Annotated in this window: 18 protein-coding genes; all 18 read right to left on the bottom strand. The window is 69.5% G+C overall.

Features of this window, described 5'->3' with window-relative positions; genetic code table 11:
- Position 1: 1 nt before the first annotated feature.
- The 18 genes from A3862_RS28015 to A3862_RS27940 all read right to left on the bottom strand — a co-directional run bounded on the left by A3862_RS28015 (position 2) and on the right by A3862_RS27940 (position 18,072).
- Positions 2-2,338, bottom strand: a complete 2,337-nt coding sequence (locus A3862_RS28015; RefSeq protein ID WP_111474201.1) for a hypothetical protein — start codon at positions 2,336-2,338, stop codon at positions 2-4.
- Positions 2,338-2,838: a hypothetical protein gene (locus A3862_RS28010; RefSeq protein ID WP_124263035.1), complete on the bottom strand. Its 501-nt coding sequence runs from the start codon at positions 2,836-2,838 to the stop codon at positions 2,338-2,340. The genes A3862_RS28015 and A3862_RS28010 overlap by 1 nt, the downstream gene beginning before the upstream one ends.
- A gap of 1 nt (position 2,839) precedes the next feature.
- Complete coding sequence (locus tag A3862_RS28005) at positions 2,840-3,196, bottom strand: hypothetical protein (protein WP_111474199.1); 357 nt, start codon at positions 3,194-3,196, stop codon at positions 2,840-2,842.
- A complete protein-coding gene (locus A3862_RS28000) occupies positions 3,193-6,105 on the bottom strand; it encodes a hypothetical protein (protein ID WP_111474198.1) in 2,913 nt (970 codons plus the stop codon). Before A3862_RS28000 ends, A3862_RS28005 begins: the two co-directional genes overlap by 4 nt.
- Positions 6,106-6,108: 3 nt before the next feature.
- Positions 6,109-7,629, bottom strand: a complete 1,521-nt coding sequence (locus tag A3862_RS27995) for a hypothetical protein (RefSeq protein WP_124263034.1) — start codon at positions 7,627-7,629, stop codon at positions 6,109-6,111.
- 169 nt (positions 7,630-7,798) lie between these two features.
- The gene (locus A3862_RS27990; protein ID WP_111474196.1) at positions 7,799-10,219 is read right to left on the bottom strand and encodes a hypothetical protein; all 2,421 of its coding nucleotides are present in this window, start codon (positions 10,217-10,219) and stop codon (positions 7,799-7,801) included.
- An 8-nt stretch (positions 10,220-10,227) separates the two neighbouring features.
- Complete coding sequence (locus A3862_RS27985; protein ID WP_111474195.1) at positions 10,228-10,695, bottom strand: hypothetical protein; 468 nt, start codon at positions 10,693-10,695, stop codon at positions 10,228-10,230.
- Between the two features lie 70 nt (positions 10,696-10,765).
- Positions 10,766-11,053: a hypothetical protein gene (locus tag A3862_RS27980; RefSeq protein ID WP_111474194.1), complete on the bottom strand. Its 288-nt coding sequence runs from the start codon at positions 11,051-11,053 to the stop codon at positions 10,766-10,768.
- Between the two features lie 65 nt (positions 11,054-11,118).
- Entirely contained in the window at positions 11,119-11,976 is an 858-nt protein-coding gene (locus A3862_RS27975) for a phage capsid protein (RefSeq protein WP_111474193.1), read from the bottom strand.
- Between the two features lie 191 nt (positions 11,977-12,167).
- Positions 12,168-13,181, bottom strand: coding sequence for a hypothetical protein (locus tag A3862_RS27970; RefSeq protein ID WP_111474192.1), 1,014 nt, complete (start codon positions 13,179-13,181; stop codon positions 12,168-12,170).
- On the bottom strand, positions 13,171-13,473 hold the full coding sequence (locus A3862_RS27965) for a hypothetical protein (protein ID WP_111474191.1): 303 nt from the start codon (positions 13,471-13,473) through the stop codon (positions 13,171-13,173). Before A3862_RS27965 ends, A3862_RS27970 begins: the two co-directional genes overlap by 11 nt.
- The gene (locus A3862_RS27960) at positions 13,470-13,748 is read right to left on the bottom strand and encodes a hypothetical protein (RefSeq protein WP_124263033.1); all 279 of its coding nucleotides are present in this window, start codon (positions 13,746-13,748) and stop codon (positions 13,470-13,472) included. Before A3862_RS27960 ends, A3862_RS27965 begins: the two co-directional genes overlap by 4 nt.
- Before the next feature lie 8 nt (positions 13,749-13,756).
- Positions 13,757-15,469 (bottom strand): portal protein, encoded by a 1,713-nt coding sequence (locus tag A3862_RS27955; protein WP_111474189.1) that lies wholly within the window; start codon positions 15,467-15,469, stop codon positions 13,757-13,759.
- Positions 15,466-15,669, bottom strand: a complete 204-nt coding sequence (locus A3862_RS31235; protein ID WP_124263032.1) for a hypothetical protein — start codon at positions 15,667-15,669, stop codon at positions 15,466-15,468. The genes A3862_RS27955 and A3862_RS31235 overlap by 4 nt, the downstream gene beginning before the upstream one ends.
- Before the next feature lie 258 nt (positions 15,670-15,927).
- On the bottom strand, positions 15,928-16,206 hold the full coding sequence (locus A3862_RS27950; RefSeq protein ID WP_111474188.1) for a hypothetical protein: 279 nt from the start codon (positions 16,204-16,206) through the stop codon (positions 15,928-15,930).
- On the bottom strand, positions 16,206-16,394 hold the full coding sequence (locus A3862_RS31230; RefSeq protein ID WP_124263031.1) for a hypothetical protein: 189 nt from the start codon (positions 16,392-16,394) through the stop codon (positions 16,206-16,208). The genes A3862_RS27950 and A3862_RS31230 overlap by 1 nt, the downstream gene beginning before the upstream one ends.
- Entirely contained in the window at positions 16,391-16,576 is a 186-nt protein-coding gene (locus A3862_RS27945; protein WP_111474187.1) for a hypothetical protein, read from the bottom strand. The genes A3862_RS31230 and A3862_RS27945 overlap by 4 nt, the downstream gene beginning before the upstream one ends.
- Positions 16,573-18,072, bottom strand: coding sequence for a terminase (locus tag A3862_RS27940; protein ID WP_124263030.1), 1,500 nt, complete (start codon positions 18,070-18,072; stop codon positions 16,573-16,575). Before A3862_RS27940 ends, A3862_RS27945 begins: the two co-directional genes overlap by 4 nt.
- Positions 18,073-18,096 lie beyond the last annotated feature (24 nt).

Genomic DNA, 18,096 nt, shown 5'->3' with positions numbered 1-18,096 from the left:
ATCAGGGGCGGCCGGTGATCGCCAGGACGCGCTCGGAGGCGCCCGGGCCATAGGTGCGGTCGAACTGCCGGGCGAGGTCCGGCTTCTTCCGCAGCATGTCGATGGCGCCGGCGTCCGGGGTCGGGAACGTCGGGCGCGCGGCCAGCGCGGGCTGCGGGTTCAGGTAATCCGTCCCGGTGGCGCCCGCGGTGGCGTCGAAGTTCAGAGGCAGCGGGCCACCGCCGGCCGGTGCACCCGGGGCAACGCCCGCGACGGCCCGGTCCGCGGCGCTCGTCCGCTGCGCCTCGTCCAGGGCCCGGGCATCCTGCGGCGTCGGCATCTCGCGGTTCGCCAGCTTCCGCAGCACCACCGCCGCCATCTCGGCGCCGGCCCGGCCGATATGCGCCTCCTTGATCACCTGCTGGAGCGCGGTGTCGCTCTGGTCGCCGAAGCCGGCCTGGAGCTGCTTCACCGTGTCGGTGAGGACGTCGCGGATCTCGCGCGGGTCGCCGCCCTGCTGCGCCAGTTCCAGCGGCCGCGCCACCTGCTGCGCCTCGGCCCGGGTCATCGGCACGCGCAGATCCTCCGGGATCCGTAGACGCTCCTGCGCGATGGCGCGGGCCTTCGCCACGGCCTGATATGTGTCGGGCCGGTCGAGGCTGGCGTTCTGGAGCGCGGCGCGCACCTCGGGCGTCCGGTCCGCGGCGGCGGCGGGATCCTGCTGCCGCTCCTTCTGGATCTTGCCGGCCTGCTCCTCCGCGATCGAGAACAGTCGCTGCGCCGCCTCGAAACCCTGCGCGCCGGGCGCGGGCTTGAGCGTACCGAGCCGGGCCCGGATCTCCTCGATGGGGATCTGGCTCCAGTCGTTCGTCGCGTCGTGGAACTGCACGGCCTGCGCGCGGCCTTGGGCGAACTGCTCGGCCGCGGCCGGCCCGAGCGAGGCTGACACGCGCTCCGGTGTGATCTGACCGAGCGGGGCGCCCTGCGCCATGATGGACGCCTCGTCGTCCTTCATGAGTTGCCGGACGGTGGCGGCCTCGTTCGCCTGCGCGTTCTGCGTGGCCCGGTCCTGATTTACGAGGTCGCGCGTCGCGCCGTTCGCCAGGGCGAGGCGCTGCTGCGGGTCGAGGTAGCGTGCCAGCGAGCGCTCGTTCGGGTCGCCGGCGCCCGGGCCGGCCTGCGCCGCCATGCGGGCATAGCCGGAAATCTTCGTGCCGTTCTCATCGCCGCGGTCGACGCCGCCACGGAGCCAGCTATCGGTTCCGCCGATGCCGCCGAGGTGCGCCGCCGTGTAGATGCCCTCGCGCGTGATTGGCACGCCGTTGACCGTCTGTCCGATGAACTTGCCGAGTCCGCGGCGCTCGATCTCCTTGTCGTAATAGGAGGTCGAGGCCTGGAATGCGGCCCGCTGCGCCTCCGGGTTCTCGCGGAAATCGGACAGCGTGCGCACGCCCGGGAAGCCCGGGATGTTGAAGGTGCCCGACCACTTGCTCGGGTCGTCCTTGACCTTCGTCGTGCTCCACGTCTGGAGGTTCTCGCCCGCGCCCGGCGTGTAGAGACCGAGCGTCTTCAGCAGCGGCGCGCCGAACTGGTACAGGCCCGCATAGCCGAGCGGGTTGACGATGCGCGGGTTGTTCGAACTCTCGCGGTTGATCAGCGCGCCTTCCCAGCCGCCGCGTGCCGCCGCGAGCCGCGCCTGCGGGTTCATAGCGTTGAGCGCATCGACCGCATAGGACCGGCCCCAGGCCTCGCGCTGCTGCTGTGCCTGCACGGCGGTGATGTAGCCCTCCTTCTCCATGCCGGAGATCAGGGCGTTGCCGGCGTCGATGTACCCGGCCTTCTTCTCGGGATCCTGGTCGTTGATCGCGGTCTTCTTCAGCTCCTCGAGCTGCTGCAGCGTGCTGGCCCGGGTCTGATCCGAGGTGATGTTGAAGGCCTTGTCCTTCGCGGCCGTGCCAAGCGTCTCGATCGTCGGCCGGGCCCGCTCCAGAAACAGCGCGCGGCGGTTCGGGTCGGTGATCCGGTTGGCCGCCGCATCGAGGTCCGCTTGGGCGCCCTCGCGGTGGATCTTCTCAAGGTCGGCCGCGGTGGTGGCGTCACCGATCTGGCTCCGGCGCTTCGCCGACGCGGTCAGAAGGTCCGCCTGGGCCTGCGCGTCCTGAAGGGTCTCGGCCTGCCGGTTCTCCCGGGCAATCATCTCCAGGCCAGTGTTGACCCCGGCGTTGCCGATGCTCTGCACGCCGGCCGCGACCGCCTGCTGCCCCCGCGCGAGCGGCGAGGCGTCATAGGTCGCGATTCCACGGCGGCTCTCCAGCGACGGAGCAGGGCCGAGGTCTGCTTCAGTGGGGAGCTTGGGCATTAGCCGAACAGGCCTCCAGAGCCGCCGAGGCTCCCGAACCGAGATGCGAGCGAGCCGATCCCGCCCAGAATGGTGCCGGTGGCCTGCGCGCTGGCGCCGGCGGCTGCAGCGGCGCCGGAGTAGCGGTCAGCGCCGGCCTGCTGCCGGAAGCCGGCGGCCTTGTCCTGGCCCGCGAACAGGTCGCCCAGCGCGAGGTACTCGCCGCGGCCTGCCACGTTGTCGGTCAGGCTGAGCACGCCCGGATCCGTCGCCGATCCGCCATCCGCCGCGGCGCGGGCCTGAAGCGTCGACTGCGTCAGCGCCGTCTTGCGCTGCGTGTCGAACATCGTCCGCTGGCTCGCGGCGATCGCCTGCGTCGCCTGCTGCTCCTCCTGCGCCGCCTTGAAGGCGTATTGCTGCTGCTGCGCCTGCCCGGCCTGCCGCGCGGCCGAGGCCGACCCTAGCGTACCGAGCGCGCTGATCCCCGCACCGACCCCGGTCAGCGCCGCTGCCATCCCCACGTCAGGCCTCCCAGATCCACACGTTCGGAACTTCGCTCTCGCGGAAGCCCAGGCGAGCGAGCCACCGCGCCGCCGCCTCGATCGAGGTGTCGCACTCGGCCACGATGCGCCGGACACCGCGCGCCCGCGCCGCCGCCAAGCCGGTCATCACCGCCCGCGTGATCGCGACGGGAAAGCGCTGCACCGTCTCGGTGCCGGCATAGAAGGCGTGCGCCGTGCCGTCCGGCCCATAGGCCAAGCCGCCGATCGCGACGCAGGAGCCGTCCCGGTGCGCCGCCATTCCGCGGATCCGCCAGGGCGGCGCGGTGCCGAACACGGTCTCGAAATCCGAACCGGTGGCGGGCGCCAAGACGATCACTGCCGTGTCATCCCGGTTTCGACGCTGGTCTCCATCGTCAGGCTCGCCGCCATGACGGTGCAGGGGCGCGGGGCCTGCCCGACCAAGCACAGCCGAGCATCCGTGGTCCACGACCCCGGTAGCTCGACCTCCTGCTCATCGTAGCCGTACCAGCCGCCGGTCAGATCGATGCCGATGTCGTCCTCGGTCCAGGGCATCGGATCCAGGGCGTCGTAGCTCTGGCCGATCTGGAGGCCCTGAATGTGCGCGTCGGCGAGGATGAGACCCAGGCCGATCGTGCGTTTGCGACGGTTCAGAGCGGTTCCGCCCTGCGGCGCCCCGTAGGCCAGCTTCGCCGACCTCCATCGTGCCTGATAGGGCAGGCCGACGCAGACCGCCGAGTAGGAACCTCCGAGCGCGACCTGACCGCCGCTCACGACCGCAGTTCCGCGGTCCTTGCCGTCGGCCCAGATGCACACCGTCTTGCCGTTCAGATGCGTCAGGCCGCCGAGCGCGCTGATCGGGCTTCCCAGAGACGACACATGCGCATCTGCCATCAGGTTCAGTCCGCCGCCGCGCGCCTGATCCAGTCGAGCCATTTGCTCGCGGCAGCGCGTGCCGCTCCGATTCACCGTGTAGTAGACCGCATCCTCAAGCTGCCCTGGCAGCACGTAGACGTCTTCCACGAAGCCATCGGTCTCGATCCGGTACCACGCCGCCACGTCGTCGTTCGGCTCGAACACCAGCACCGCTACCGTGCCGTCGGCACGCACGCAGTGGATGCGCGTGTTCGGCTGCCGCTGCACGGCGATGCGCACGATGGCATTGCCGAGGAAGAGATCGGGGTGCAGGCGGGTCAGGTCCGAAGCGCCGTAGTCCTGGCTGTTCACGTCGTAGGCGAGCTGCAGCAGGCGCCGTCCGGACCGGTCCGCAAACAAGCCGCGCGTGTCGCATTTCACAGCCGGCACGAGGGCCGAACCGTAGGTCGAGCAATCGCGCATCGCCATGCCACCGGTCGGCGTCAGCGGCGCGTCCAGGGCCGAGGAGCGCACGGAGACCTCGCTGCCGGCGGTCCCGAGCAGGAGGCGCGTCAGGGGGAGCATCCAGTTGATCGTCGCCACCGGCCCGTAGCCGATTGAGCGGGAGATCGCGGAGGAATCCCCGACCGTGGCACCGCCGCTCCCGTCATCGATCTGCGCCGCGAAGCTGTCGAAGGCGTCCGAGACCGACATCCAGAGGCGATCGCCGCCGGAGAAACCGAGACGCCCGTCGAACAGCGCAACCGCTGTCGGCCATCCGGCGGCGTCGGACCAATCGCCGAACTGCCAGGAATCCGAGGGGTTGTCGCTCGACGGCGGCTGTATCACCTGGGCCCGGGCGCTGGTCGGGCTATCGACGGCGAGGATCCGCAGCACAGCCGTCCGGCCCCCGGACCCGCCATGGATGATCTGGGCGTTGATCACGCCGGAGGTCAGGCTGGTGGCCGAGATCCGATACCAGGCCACGACGTTGTCGAGGTCGTCCTGATAGGTGCCCCCGCCGTTGCCATTGGCTGTGAAGACCGTGCCGTTGCCGGCGGTGCCGCCCTTCTGCGTCGTGGTCGTGGAATTGCTCGTCCCGGTCGTGTTCGTCTCGCTGCTGCTTGTGCTCGATGAGGTGCCGTTCGACGTACCCGATGTGGAGTTCGATCCGCTGCTGCCGCTCGAAGTGTCGGTGCTCGTTCCGGAGGTCGAGCCGGTCCCGATCGCCTTGCTGGTGCTGGTCGTCGAGGTCGTCGAGCTGGTGGAGGTGATGGGTTGCGGGACGGCCGCGAATCCGTCGTTTGGCCCGGTGATCGACCGCTCAAGCTGCCAGGATCCGCTGAACGAACCCGAGACGTTGAAGGCGATGGAGCGAGCGACGCCGACGCCGGAGACACGGACCGCCGGCATGGCTGCCCCGGTGGCGCCGAGGGCGAAGGTCGCGTTCGCATTGGGCGTGAAGACCTGAAGCAGGCTGTTCGCGTGCCCGGACTGAAACACAGGTCGAGACGCGGTCACAGTCGCGTAGCCCTGCGCGTTCGAGACCTGGAGCTTGCAGGCCGGCGGCGTGCCAGCCGCAAAGGGACCGTCATCGGCGCGATAGGGCACGATGGACCAAGAGAACGGCGTGGGCCGCTGGATCCGCATCGGCGGTTTCCCGGCGCAGGCCAGGAAAACCACGTTCGCGGACTGATCCCATCGCACGTTCGGGAGATCGGCATCGCCCCATGAAGTCGGCAGCCGCAGCTCGCCGGCGCTCTCCAGCGCCACCGAGCCGATGAGCGCCGTCGCGAACTGGCGGTTCTGGAATTCGGCCCAAGCCGCGGCGCCCGGAGTGAACGCGATCGAGTGCGTGCCGACGTCCAGGCTGAGTTCGCCCACGAGATCGTCGAGCCCCGCGCTCGAGCCGATGCGCAGTCGGATCGGCCCGCGTAGGACCACGATCCGAAGCGCATGCAGAACGCCGGGGGAAGAGACGCCGACCGGCGCGCGAGCAATCGCGTAGCCGCCGATCGATGGCACATCGAGAGCGATCTGGCCGCTGATGGTGACGGACCCATTGCCCTGAACGCTGGTCTGCCAAGCGCCGCCTGGGAAAGAGGATCCCGTCGCGGGTCGCCGCAGCGCACTGGTCTGCGTGATGATGCGCAGCACGCCCGGGGTAAGCTCCAGCAACGCGGTGTCCTGCGTCGAGTAGACGAAGGGCAGCGTGTAGGCCTTCGCGTTGCCGGCCGTGTCGTTCACGTATGCCAGCCCGGGCCGGACCTGCATGGGGCCCAGGGTGTGCGGGATCCAATTCACGCACTCCTCGGCCGCGAGGCGCAGCTTGTCGACGTCGACGCGGCCGAGCGCGAGGCGCGAGACCTCGCCTCGGTTGAACGCTGTTAGGGCAGTCGTGATGCGGGCCATGGGTCAGAGACGCGAAACGGCATAGGTGCCGCCCGTGCATCGGATCTGCGCGTCCAGCATGGTGTTGCTGGCCGCCGGCGCGATGGTGGTCGAGATCGTCGTGACCGCCCCGGAGGTCGTGTAGTTCACGGTCGCGAAACCCGAGGCCGCCTGTGTCGAGTAGGCTGTGCCGACCGGCAGCACGACGGCGCCGCCGCCGTTGCGGGCGATCAGCAGGCCTTGCCGCACGATGCCGCCGCCGACACCGCCCACGAGGCCAGAAACGTTCACAGTGCAGTCGGTGCCGGTATAGGGGTTCAGGCTATCGAGCGTTACCGCGAACAGCGGGACGATCTGCTGTCCGGTCGCGTTGGTCGCGTAGTTCTTGCCGGCACGGCGCTGATCGACGAGCTGATCGTCGATGAGGCTGTCCGCCACCGGTGGCGTGTTCAGCGTAACGCCGCCGCCCAGGTTGTTGCCGGTGAATGAGATGCGCTGGAACGTCGGGCTGTTGGGCGCGAAGTCGAACGGCACGTTCATGCCGGCGTCGAGCTGAGAGCCCGAGACCAGGATATTGTTCCGATAGTTCGTCGACGTCCCGACCTTGATCAGCTCTGAATTCGTTCCGCCGAAGTGGCCGCCGTTGATGACGATGTCTCCGACCACTCCCGCCGGATAGTAGAAAGCCACGGCGCCGGCCGAGTAGAACGCCGTCTTGATGTTGTTGTACGTCGTGCCGGTGCCGGACCCGTTGTTCCAGATCCATCCATACATCGCGGGGCCAGAGCCGCCGCGGATCGTGATGTCGTCGAAGGAGAGCCAAGCCTGCGTGCTCTCCTGGCCGAACGACGTCGCAAACGAGGCTTTTCCGTTGTCGAAGGCGGCGTACAGCCCCTCGAAGGTCAGGTTTCGAAAGTGATTGTACTGGAAAAAGTTGGCGTTGTTGCCGGTGAAGGTGAAGCCGCGCGATGCGCTGTTGTCCGCGCCGGACGCGAACTGACCGCGCAGCGAGAAGTTCTGCACGAGCGCATTCGAGACCTCGGTGGCATCCGTCGTACCGCCAGGGCCGTTCGTGTCCCAGGTGAAGATCGGCCCGTTGAAGGTAGCGACCAAGATGGAGCGGGCTTGCCCGTCGCCGATGAGCGACACCGGCCCCTTGATCGGGATGGTGGAACCGAGGACGCACAGGCCTTTGCCGCCGATGTGCAGCGGGCGCTTGGCGGTCATCGCCACCGTCGCCGCGGCGCGGTACGCGGCCGAAACGTCCGTGGCGCCATCGCAGAACTGGGTCGGATCGCCCGTCCAGTAATCCTGCGGGTAGACGGGCAGATCGTCGAGGCGGCTCGCCAGGGTGCGCGTGACTGCGCCCAGAGCGCCGGAAGCGGTCAGCAGATCGTCGGCGCGACTGGTCTCCACGGCGCGCTTGCCGGCTGCGGTCGCGTAGAGTGAGCCCACGAGGGGAACCTGCTCCCGGGGCACGAGCCCGTCGGCGCCGAGGCTCGCGAATCCACCCGGGATCCCGCGCGCGCCGAGGATGCCGTTCACGCCGCCCTGGAGCTGCTGAAACAGGGTGCGCGCGGGAGCGCCGGACCGATCGTTCGGGCCGCCCCCGAGATTGAGCTGCAGCGGCTGCGGTGCGGTCTGAGGCCACGCCGGCGTGGCGACAGCCAGCGCGACGAGCAGCGGAGCGATCAGGCGAAGGGTGCGCATCGGCTTATCCGGAGATACGAGGGATGAAGTCGTTGTTGATCGGTAGGTCGGAGTCGCCCGACAGGGTCGTGTCGCCCGTGAAGGGGATCGGCGGCCCGCCCGGCCCCGCGCCCCAGCGCCGTCCGGCCCGGTTCCCGCCACGGCGCGCGGCGACCCAGGATCCATTCGGTGCAAACCGGGGCGGAGTGTTCAGCGCATCGGTCGCCCGCAGCCGCTTCATGGCATCGGCCCGCAGCGCCATGAGCCCGGCGACAAGGCCACCTGCGCCGATCTGCGGGGCGATCCGTTCGGCGATCCGCAGCGCCACGAGGTCGACGAACGACGGCGACCAGCGTTGCAGGTTCATGCCGTAGTTCGGACCCAGGGACAGGTACTGGACGAAGAGGCCCGGCGCGTCGGCGAACCACCAGCCGGTCTCATCCGCGAAGGTGGTCGAGCCGGCCCGGAAGTCGTCGAATTCGGAGACGAGGACGGTCTGCAGCCAGTCGTCGGGCTTCTTGAAGGCGTTGGCGTACCCGAAGGTCGGGACGTTGTCGCCGAAGGGGCCGATCATGATCGCGCGGATGGCGAAGGTCCACGGGCCCTGCTCCAGCGCCCAGCGCACCGCATGCGGCCATGCCTCGATCATCGCCCGCATGACGGGGCCGGCATCGGTCAGCGCAGCCATCCGGGGGCGACCGAGATAGGCGAGCGCGTCGTTCAGCACCGCGATCTGGCTGCGGAGGTCCGCATCGCCCGGGTAGCGCCGGGCGGCATCGGCGGCCTCGACGGCCTGGGCCTCCTGCATCGCAGCGTTGCGCTGCTCGACGATGCCGGGCAGCGCCGCCTCCGCGCCCAGACGCCCGGCACTCAGCTCTGCGAGGCGCAGCGCCACAAGGTCGAGGAACGCCGGGGTCCACAGCGTGACGTTCCGCCCGTTGGCCGGATCGCTCGACACGTAGCGAACCACGATCTGCGGGGCGGCGGCGTACCAGAGGCCGGCCTCGTCCGCGAACTCGGTGATTGGCTGCGTGACCTGGGCGTCAGCGGCCACGTCGAGGGTCGAGACCCAATCGACCGGCTTCGCGAACGCAGCGGTGTAGGGAGCGGGCGGGACGGCGCCGTTCGGCACAAGTGTAGCGACGCGCGCCGCGAACGCCCACCGTCCCTGACGAAGGCACCACCGGACCGCCGTCGCGAACTGGTCGTTCAGCGCCCGGCTGGTCGCGTTCGTCTCGCTGATGGAGGCCATGCGCGGCCGGCCGAGGTGACCGAGCGCGGTATTGTAGACTTCGAGCTGCGTCTGCTGCGCGGCGCCAACCCCGAAGACACGAGCTGCGCGCGCCGCCTCCGCATCCAGGGCGGCCGAGCGCTGGGCTTCGAGATCCTCGGTGAGCGCCTTGACCTGCTCCTGGGCACCGAGCACGCCGGCGACTAGGGCGGCCAACCGGGCCGCCACAAGGTCTCGGAACCCTTCCGGCCAGTTGCTGAGGTTCAGTCCGAAGTTCGGATCGGCCGAGACGTAGCGCACGGCGATCGCGTTCGAATCGGCGTACCAGAACCCGGCCTCGTCGTTGAAATTCGGGATCGGCTTCGTGAACGCTTGGTCGGCGGCGATGTCGAGAGTCAGCACCCAGTCGGCAGGCTTGGGAAACGCGCCGCTATAGACGCTGACGTTGGCGCCCGTCGTCGCGTTGACGCCGATCACGCGGGCGGCAAAAGACCAGGGCGCCTGCGCCAAGGACCAGCGAACGGCCTCCAGGAAGAACCGGTTCAGCGCGCGCATCGCGGACGTGGCATTCGTCAGCGATGTGGCGCGGGGCCGGCCGAGCCGGGTCAGCGTGTCGTTGAAGACCTGAAGCTGCGTCTCACCCGCGCCGGTCGGAAGCGGATACTGCCGGGCGGCGGTCTCCTGCTCGTAGGCCAGCGCATCGTGCATCGCTGCTTCGCGCAGCTTCAGGATGTCGCCGAGCATGTCGGCCGCGCCGGTCAACCGTCGGCAGCAGCGGGCGGCGAGCGCCAACGCGACGTAGTCCGCGAAGGGCTGGTGCCAGAAGGGAACGTTGTACCCGAACGCCGGATCGGTCGAGACGTAGCGGACGATGATGAGCCCGATGTTGGCGGCCCAGAACGTGCCCTCCTCGAGGTACTCGGTGAGCGGCTGCGTCAGCGTCGGCTCGACCCCGATATCGACGGTGCGCAGCCAGTCGCTGGGCTTCGGCAGTCCATAGGGATACGGCCCGGTGCCCGTCCCTGCACCCGTCGTGGTGATCGCCGCCGTCTTCGTCGAGAAGGCCCAGGGCGCGATCGAGAGGCAGCCGTTGACGGCCGCGACCCATTCGTCCGCCAGCACGCGCGTCGGCTCGCGCGGCTCCGCGAGCGAGGCCAAGCGCCGCTCGCCAAGGTGGGCGAGGGCGACGTTCCAGATGGCGAGCTGATCGGCCATGGCTCAGATCACGCGGCGGTGCGGCGGGCGGTCTGGAGGTAGACGGTGCGCTGCCGGCGGGCCTCGCGCTGCTCGCCCAGACCGGACTTGATGATCGTCCCATCGGCGACCCGGACGACGCGCCAGAGGTCCTGATCGCCGGCCCATTCGACGCGGACGCCGTCCTGCTCGTCGATACCGGGCGAGGGCAGCGGCGCCACCTGCTCGTCGTCCTGGTCCCGGAAGAGGCCGCCGGCGACCGGGTGAACGACCAGCGCTCCCGAGGCCATGGCGCGCACGTACAGGATCACGAAGCCGGACCCGTCCTCCCATGCGCAGTGGATCAGATCGCCGGCCCGGACCTTGGCGGACAGCAGCCGGTAGAATTCCGGCGTGCGCAGATCCTCCAGGGTCGTTCCGGCCTCAAGCCGGGCCCGCCACGTGTTGTTCGCGTGCTCCGCGAGGTTGAACCGGGCGTCCGTGATCTGTCGGGGCATCTTGTCGGTCCCATGAAAAAGGGCGGCCCGAGAGGACCGCCCTGTGGAAGGCACTGCGGTGCGGCCCAGGTCAGCCGGCGTTGGCCGCGGAGAGAACGGTGCCGTCGGACAGGTCCGCGGAGCCGTTTGCGTTGATCGTGATCACCTCGTGGCTGGTGACGACGGGAGGCGAGACGCCGTCCTGCCGATACCGCACCGTATCGCCGACCTTCATGCCGAGGGCCGCGGCGTTGGTGATGAAGCCGTTGCCGGCGAACACCGCGGGGGTGTCCGTGCCGTTGTAGAGCCAGTGCGACGGGCCGCGGCGACCGAGGTCCTGCTCGACGATGCGCGGGGCGTGGGTGGGATCGTAGGCCATGACTGCCTCTGATTATCGGGTTCGGAGGAGACGGGGCCGAAGCCCCGCCCAGTTCAGTCCGGCCATCAGCCGATCGCCGATCCGTCGTGAAGGGCGTAGACGAGGCCCTTCTGCTGGAGGATCTGCGAGCCCATGAAGATGGTCGAGCGGGCGAAGGAGTAATCGTCCTCCTCGTTGTACCCGGCGACCACCTGCATATCGCCGGTGTTGACGCAGTGGCCGAGCGCGTCGCGGTGGAAGAGCACCACCTTCTCGGCTGCGGTCCCGACGCCAGCGAGGCGGTTCGAGAACAGCCACATCGCGCCGGCCCACTGCACCATCTTGCGGACCGGGCCGACAAGCGGCTTCACGTCCACGTAGTCATGCGAGTTGAAGGTCGGCAGCTGGTAGAGCTCCGCGCGGAACGACGGGGTCGCGAGGAAGATCAGCTTCGTCGGGTCGTCGACATCGACGTCCTGGCGAGCCAGCTTGGCGATCATGCTCTCGATCAGCGCCAGGGTGGCCGGGTAGGTCGAGCCGGCGTTGCCGCCCGCGGCGACATACTGGTTCGCGGCCATGCCCAGCGCGCCGATGATGTCGTCATCGATCTTGCGGTTCATCACCGCCCGGGTGGTCTCCTGCATCTTGCGGCGACCGTCGCCCTGAGACGCGAAGATGTTGAAGCCGGTCTTGATCGGCTTGTCGTGCCACTCCTGGAGGGTGACCGTGATCTGGTTCTCGTTGTCGGTCCGGCTCGGGATGCGGCCGTTGACGCCGCGGGTGACCGCGGTGGCGCCGCCGGAATCCACGATGTCGAACACGGCCTGGTTCCCCTTGGCCTGCGCGTCCGAGTTGATCATGGACTTGAGCACCGACTGGTTCTGCTCGAACCCGTGGGTGAACTCGTCCCGGTACTGGGTAACGAATGCGGTGTCGCCGGCCATCGCGCCGCGCTCCTGTCGTGCTCAGAGGTCTCGGGTGAGCCGCTGCGACAGGGTGGCCTTCGGCGGGGTCCCGGGGTGGCCGCCGAGGCGGGGCCGGGTGAAGCGCTCGAAGGGGCTTCGCTTTGGCGAGGGGCGGGCCATCAAGGTCCGCGCTCCGCGTGCTGTGTTGCTGCCAAAGAAGGGCAAAGTCGTCAAGCCCTTGCGCTCTGCTTCTCAACTGCCGTGAGAAGTTCGCGGTAGCGGGCCTGCTTCTTCTCGGCCTCTGGGCCACGCCAGTAGGCGCTCGACTGGTCTCCCATCTCGGCCCGAAGCGCTGCCAGCTCCTCGCTGGCCGCCTTGCCCGCATCCTGGGTTCCGGCCGGCACGACGGTGCCGAGCGGGTTGATCTCGCGGGCGAAGGTGTTCAGCAGCCTGAGGAAGGCGGGGTTGTCGCCGAGCAGCTTCCCGTCGGGCGATCGGGCGCCCATCAGCGCGTCACCAAATCCGGGCTCGCCGTAGCGATCGACGATGTTGCGGATGTTCTGCAGGTTCGGCCGGAACTCGCGGCCCCACTCCTGCTGAAGCGCATCCTGCGCCTCCATGCGGAAGGACTTGTCAGCCTGATCCATGGCCGCGCGCTGCTGCTCGCCGAGCTGCGCCACGAACGCGGCGCCCTGGTTCACCTGTTGCGGGGTCCAGTTGCGCTCGTGCGCGAACTGCCGGAAGGCGTCGAGCATCGGCTTGTCGGCCTCGCCGAACACCAGCCCATCGCCCGGCTCGATCTTGTAGTCCTCGGCCTTCTCCGGGATCCCGTTCTCCTTGCGCCACGCGGTGATCTGCTCGGGGCTCGGGTTATCGGGAAGCGGCTCCTTGGCCTGGCCGGAGCGGATCCGCTGCTGCGCCTCGAAGCCGGCCTTCGCGTAGTTCGCGGGGCTCGCGTAGCGCTTGAGCTGCTTCAGGAAGGCCTCGTCGCCGCCGGCGAGCTGCTCGCGCCAGTCGTCGGGCCACTTCGCGGTCGGGGCCGGATCGGGGCGCTCTTCGCCCCCACCCTGCGCGAGCGAGCGCGAGCCCTGATCGCCACCCTCACCGCCGCCACCCGCACCCTGGTCGCCGCCGGCCGGGGCGGCGCCCTGATCCTGACGTGCATCGGGGGCCGCTTGGGCCCCCGTGGTGTTCGGCTGCTGCTCGCCAGGCGCCGGAGCGCCGCCGTTGTCCTCAAGGCTCATGTGCCGATCCCTCAAGCTGGTTCGGGTCGAGCTTCATCGCCCGAACGATCTGCTGCCCGACGAACATCATGCCCGCCGAGAAATCCGTGGCCCGGGCCCCGTCCGCGCCGCCGGGCCGGAAGGGCTGGTCGTAGGTCCGCGCGCAGGCCTCGATGATGAAGGCGAGGGCGGCCTTCTGCTGCTGCTCGCTGGCGGTGCCCGTGGCGAGGCTCGTGAGCGCGTAGTGCTGCGCCTTCGACGGCTGGGCCGGCACCCACGGGTCGCGCGGCGGGACGGGGGCGGCGCGGGTCACGAGGCCGCGTTCTCCAGCAACTGCCGCTTCGCGAGCTCCAGGAGCCAGAGGATATCCGGCGCCTGTGCCTCGCTGCCGGCGAAGTAGAGCGTGCCGTCCGGGGCAACCCCGACGACGATGACCTGGGTCAGCCCCGCAAGGCCGGCCTGATGCAGCACCCGCTCCGCCGGCACGGCGACCCGGCTGAAGCCGCCAAGGAACTCCACGTTGCCGGCCTCATCCAGCGCGACCGGGTTCTTGACACGGCGCTTGGCCGCAGTCGGCAGGCGGGTCACCTTCCGGGTCATACCGGCGCGCCCTCAACCGCGTTCGCCTGTGCTGGCGCGGGCAGGAGCCCGGCAGCCTGCCCCTGCGAAACGGCTCCGGCAACGGCACCGCCCGCGTTCGCCATATCGGCGACGTGCTGGGCGTCCTGCTGCTCCTTCTGGCGCTGGGCAGCCTGGGCGCGGACCCGCTGGGCCTGCTCATCGTCCACGATCCATGATGGCTCGCCCAGCCCGTCGAGGCCATCGCGGAAGGCCTTGCGGGTGTCAAACTCGACCGTGGACATCGGGTCGATCTGCATCGCGGCAGCGAGGAGCTGCCCGGCCTGCTGGAACGCGACCGCCTTCTGCTGGCCGGCCGCGGCCTGCAATGGGCTCTCGAACGAGAACCGCACCTCCTGGCCGGCGAGCATCCGCGGAAGGTCCGACATGTTGCCGAACGCGCCGTTGTCCATCGCTAGGTTGAACACCTCCTCGCAGATGGCCCCGTTGTAGTCCGTCTCCATCGGCTCGAAGAGCGGCAGGGCAGCCCGGATATACTCCTCGGTGCGCATCCGGACCTCGGTCGCGGTCATCGCCTCGCCCGCCGGCGGGAGCCGGATCTGGTCGAGGTAGAACGCCCGCTTGATCATCATCTCGGCGTTCTGCGCCATGGAGATGCCGAACTGGATCCCGGTCTTCTGGGACACGGCGTCGAGCACACGAAGCGCCTCGCCCTTCCGCTCGTCGTAGTCGGCGTCCACCCACGTGACGCCGCCCGGGTAGACGTTGAGCCCGCCCTGGATCTGGTTGCCGACGGCGACCATCGGCGGGTTCACCGCCTTCTCGGCCGCCTCCAGCAGCGTGAACGTCATGCGCTGCAGCAGCCGGGCATCGGACAGGCCGACCACCGTCGCGGGGCTGTGCGCGTAGGCCGAGCCCGAGACCGTGACCCAGCGCGGCACGATGTACGGGGAGCGCCGCAGCGGCGTCTCCTCCAGCACCGTGTCGTGGTCGCAGTCGATGTAGATCGAGACGAACGGGAACTTCGCGCTCTGCACCTTCGGGCGCGGGTTCACGAAGTCGTATTCGTCTGCCGGGAGGACGATGTGCCGGAGCCGCACGAGGGCGTTCGGATCCTTCTGCGCCATCTCGCGCAGCTTGGCGTCCACCTTGTCGGGCCAGAACTTCAGCACGGACCGGGCGGGGAGCCGCCACTTCCGGTGCATCGTGTCGATTTTGCCGTGCGCGTCCTCGGCCCAGGCGCAGTCGCGCAGGTGCCAACACCGGAACAGCAGCCCGTTCGCGGTGGCGTTCAGCTCCACGGAGATTACGCACTGGCCGAACGCCGCGAAGTCGCCGTCACCCTCCTTCGTCGCCCGGGTGAAGCCCGCCTGCGTGTCGTACATGATCCGGCGCATGGTCGCGGCCTTGGCCTGGAACCACGCCTTCACGGTCGAATCCTGGGCGACCCTCTCGTCCTCGACGGTCATGCCGAACCAGTCCTTGCCCTTGGGCCGGAGCATGGCGGCGAACTGGTCGGACAGCTCCCGGTGCGCGAGGATCGGCGAGCCGGTCATCAACCCGTCCATCCATTCGCGACCCTCGGAGTAGCCGTAGGGGTCGTGCCGGGTGAAGTCGGACCGCAGCGGGTGGAAGTTCTCGGCGATCTCCTGCCAAGCGGACATCAGGCCCGAGCGACGGCCGTAGAGCGCATCGCCCTGGCCCATCAGATCGCGGACGCGGGTTTTCACGATGCAGCCTCTACGGTCTCGGACATGGCCTGCCGGTAGCGGCGATAATCGGTCGGCGAGAGCACGAGCACGTCGCCGGGCTGCATCTTCCCTTCGGCCCACGCCAACGGACCAGCGATCACATATCGATCACCGCGGGCAACACGGCAGTTCCCCGGCTTCACGAGGCGGCTACGACGGACGGCGATGGTTTCAGTCATGGCGGCCGTCCACCCAGGTAACTTGCCCAGGCCAGCAGCCCTCGCGCTCGCGCACGACCGGCGGCGCCCAGGCCCGGCGCGGCTGCGCCGCGGACCATGCCTCGTGCGCCGCATCCTGTAGTCGGTGATAGTCAGGCGCAGGCCACGGTGCCCGCATGCCGACCGGCACCGGCGACCGCGACAGCACCCAAAAGCCAAGCGCGCACAGGCTTGCGATCGCAATGGCGGCGCAGGTGAAGAGTATGCCGCCAAACACGCTCACCGCCCGCCCCCAAGCGTGCTGTTCGCGTAGCTGTCGCCCGCGTTGACGCCACCGCCGGCCAGGGCGTTGCCGGTGCCCATGCTGCCACCGAGCGCCGTGTTGCCGATGCCGCCGCCCATAATGGTGCTGGCCCGGCCGCCGCGGGCCGATGCATCGGCGAGCGCCTTCTTGCGCGCCTCCAGCACCTGCGGGTCCTGCGTGTCGGGCATCGGCGTCGGGGCCGCGACCGTCGGCGTCGGCATGTTGATCTTGGGGGCGGAGAATAGGGAGGTCATCAGCGCACCTCGGAGAAGATGGCAGGGAGCCGGGCCACGACGCGCCAGCGGAACAGGACGAGGGCGCCGGACGTGCCCTGCATCTCGGCGCCGGCCCGCACGGCCTCCCACCGGGTCAGGAACGGCAGGCCGAGCCGGCGCGAGCCGTCGCGCATGCGGTACTCGTTGCGCCAGCAGCGAGCGTTCACCGCGTCACCACCAACCAAGTCAGCGTCAGGGCGGCATCGAAGACGAGGAGGACGCCGCCCAGCAGGACGGGGATCGAGCCGCCCACGCGCTCGTCTGCGGAGCCCGGACCGTCAGTGATCCTGAAGCCCCACCAGATCATGGCGAGGCTGAGCGCGAACAGGATGCCGATCAGCCACTTCATGCCCGCATCCTCCGCGCATGCACGGCAGCGTACCGCGCCCCCATGTTCGCCGTCGTCGGGCGGGAGCCAGACCGGTTCGCCTTCGCCGCGACGACCATCTTCTCGGCCTGATCGAACAACATCGTCAGCACATCGCCCTTGCCCGGGGAGCGGCCGATGCGCTTCCGGATCTCTTCCTTGCTCTCGACCTTCACGCCGGTACGGGTCAGCTCCCAGCGGATCGCGCAGAGGTCGGCCTTCAACTCGTTGTCCGGCGGCAGGGCGATGATCGAGCCGCCCTCCTGGGTCGGGTCGAGGGCCTCGCGCAGGCGCCAGTGCGCCTGGGCCCGGCAGTTCGTGAAGGCGAGCTGCGCCTTGTCGCGCGTCACCTCCGTGCTGGCCTCGGCGCCGACGAAGGCTGCGGCCTCAATGCCGTTGTCCTTCAGCCGGAGCGCGGTCGCGCCGCCGTAGCCCCCGCCACCGTCGATCACCACCGGGCAATCGTTCCGGCGCATCATGACCACGCGGCCGGCCATGGCGTTCCCGTCGGCGGTCTCCGGCCCCTTCACGGTGACGAAGGGCGAGACCCAGCCACCATAGCGCGCCGCCATCTCAGCCGCATCCTGGCCGCCGCCGGCCGGGTCCATGGCTATCGCTGTCATGGACTGGCCGAGATGCCCGCCGGGGCGCCAGCGCGCCTGTGCGGCCAGCACCCACTCGGTCGGAATGAGCTGCCACGCATCGTCAGCGAGGTCGGCGGTGAACACGCCATCGCGGTAGGCGCGGCGCAGCTCGGGCGGGAGCGAATCCAGGCTGGCCCGGTAATCGGTCTCCCGGAGGAACGGGTTGTCGTCGAGACGGGCGCGGATGAAGGTCCGGGACCGGGCGTGCAGCACCTCCAGGCCCATGCGGTGCGGCCCGCGGCCCTCGACCTCGATCTCCTCGCCCTCGTCCGTGCGCACGTACCAGCGCAGCTCACCGGGCTTGGCCGGCTTCGGGTGGGCGGGATCGAGCCACGCGGCCCAGCGTTTCAGCACCCACAGGCCCTCGGGCCGGGTCGGCGGGTTGCCGGCCGCCATGATGCGGCAGCGCTGGCCGGGCTTGGCGGAGCGGTTCCAGGTGGTGATGAACAGGTACTGCGACTCGGTGAAGTCGCCGATCTCGTCGAAGCCGTAGAAGTCCTTGGCGCGGCCCTTGTACCGCTCCTTGTCCTCCTCGAACTGGCAGCCGCCGAACCGGACCTCGCGGTCGTTCACGCGCAGGATCCGGTCCTGGCCGTTGTAGGAGCCGGCCTCGCCGACGAACTCGCGGGCGACCTTGGCGATGTCCTTCGCGTCGTCGTTCACGCGACGCAGGATCAGGCTGTCGGTGTGCTCCTCAAGGGCAAGCCCGACCAGCAGAGCTGATTTCCCGCCGCCCGCCTCGCCGCCGTAATAGACCTCGTCCGCCTGGCTCAGATACGCCTCGGTCTGCGGCCCGGGCGAGGGGATGAAGAACCGCCCTGCGGTCGCGGCCATGACCTCCTTTTCAAGCTGAGCACG

This window comes from Methylobacterium sp. XJLW, from assembly GCF_003254375.1.
Classification (GTDB): Bacteria; Pseudomonadota; Alphaproteobacteria; order Rhizobiales; family Beijerinckiaceae; genus Methylobacterium; species Methylobacterium fujisawaense.
This window is presented reverse-complemented; position numbering and strand designations above follow the sequence as displayed.

Excerpts from the sequence above, each read along its gene's own strand:
- A3862_RS28015 (WP_111474201.1), bottom strand. The coding sequence starts at position 2,338 with ATGCCCAAGCTCCCCACTGAAGCAGACCTCGGCCCTGCTCCGTCGCTG.
- A3862_RS28000 (WP_111474198.1), bottom strand. The coding sequence starts at position 6,105 with ATGGCCCGCATCACGACTGCCCTAACAGCGTTCAACCGAGGCGAGGTC.
- A3862_RS27990 (WP_111474196.1), bottom strand. The coding sequence starts at position 10,219 with ATGGCCGATCAGCTCGCCATCTGGAACGTCGCCCTCGCCCACCTTGGC.
- A3862_RS27945 (WP_111474187.1), bottom strand. The coding sequence starts at position 16,576 with ATGAAGTGGCTGATCGGCATCCTGTTCGCGCTCAGCCTCGCCATGATC.
- A3862_RS27970 (WP_111474192.1), bottom strand. The coding sequence starts at position 13,181 with ATGAGCCTTGAGGACAACGGCGGCGCTCCGGCGCCTGGCGAGCAGCAG.
- A3862_RS27950 (WP_111474188.1), bottom strand. The coding sequence starts at position 16,206 with ATGACCTCCCTATTCTCCGCCCCCAAGATCAACATGCCGACGCCGACG.
- A3862_RS27985 (WP_111474195.1), bottom strand. The coding sequence starts at position 10,695 with ATGCCCCGACAGATCACGGACGCCCGGTTCAACCTCGCGGAGCACGCG.
- A3862_RS27975 (WP_111474193.1), bottom strand. The coding sequence starts at position 11,976 with ATGGCCGGCGACACCGCATTCGTTACCCAGTACCGGGACGAGTTCACC.
- A3862_RS27940 (WP_124263030.1), bottom strand. The coding sequence starts at position 18,072 with ATGGCCGCGACCGCAGGGCGGTTCTTCATCCCCTCGCCCGGGCCGCAG.
- A3862_RS27980 (WP_111474194.1), bottom strand. The coding sequence starts at position 11,053 with ATGGCCTACGATCCCACCCACGCCCCGCGCATCGTCGAGCAGGACCTC.
- A3862_RS31235 (WP_124263032.1), bottom strand. The coding sequence starts at position 15,669 with ATGACTGAAACCATCGCCGTCCGTCGTAGCCGCCTCGTGAAGCCGGGG.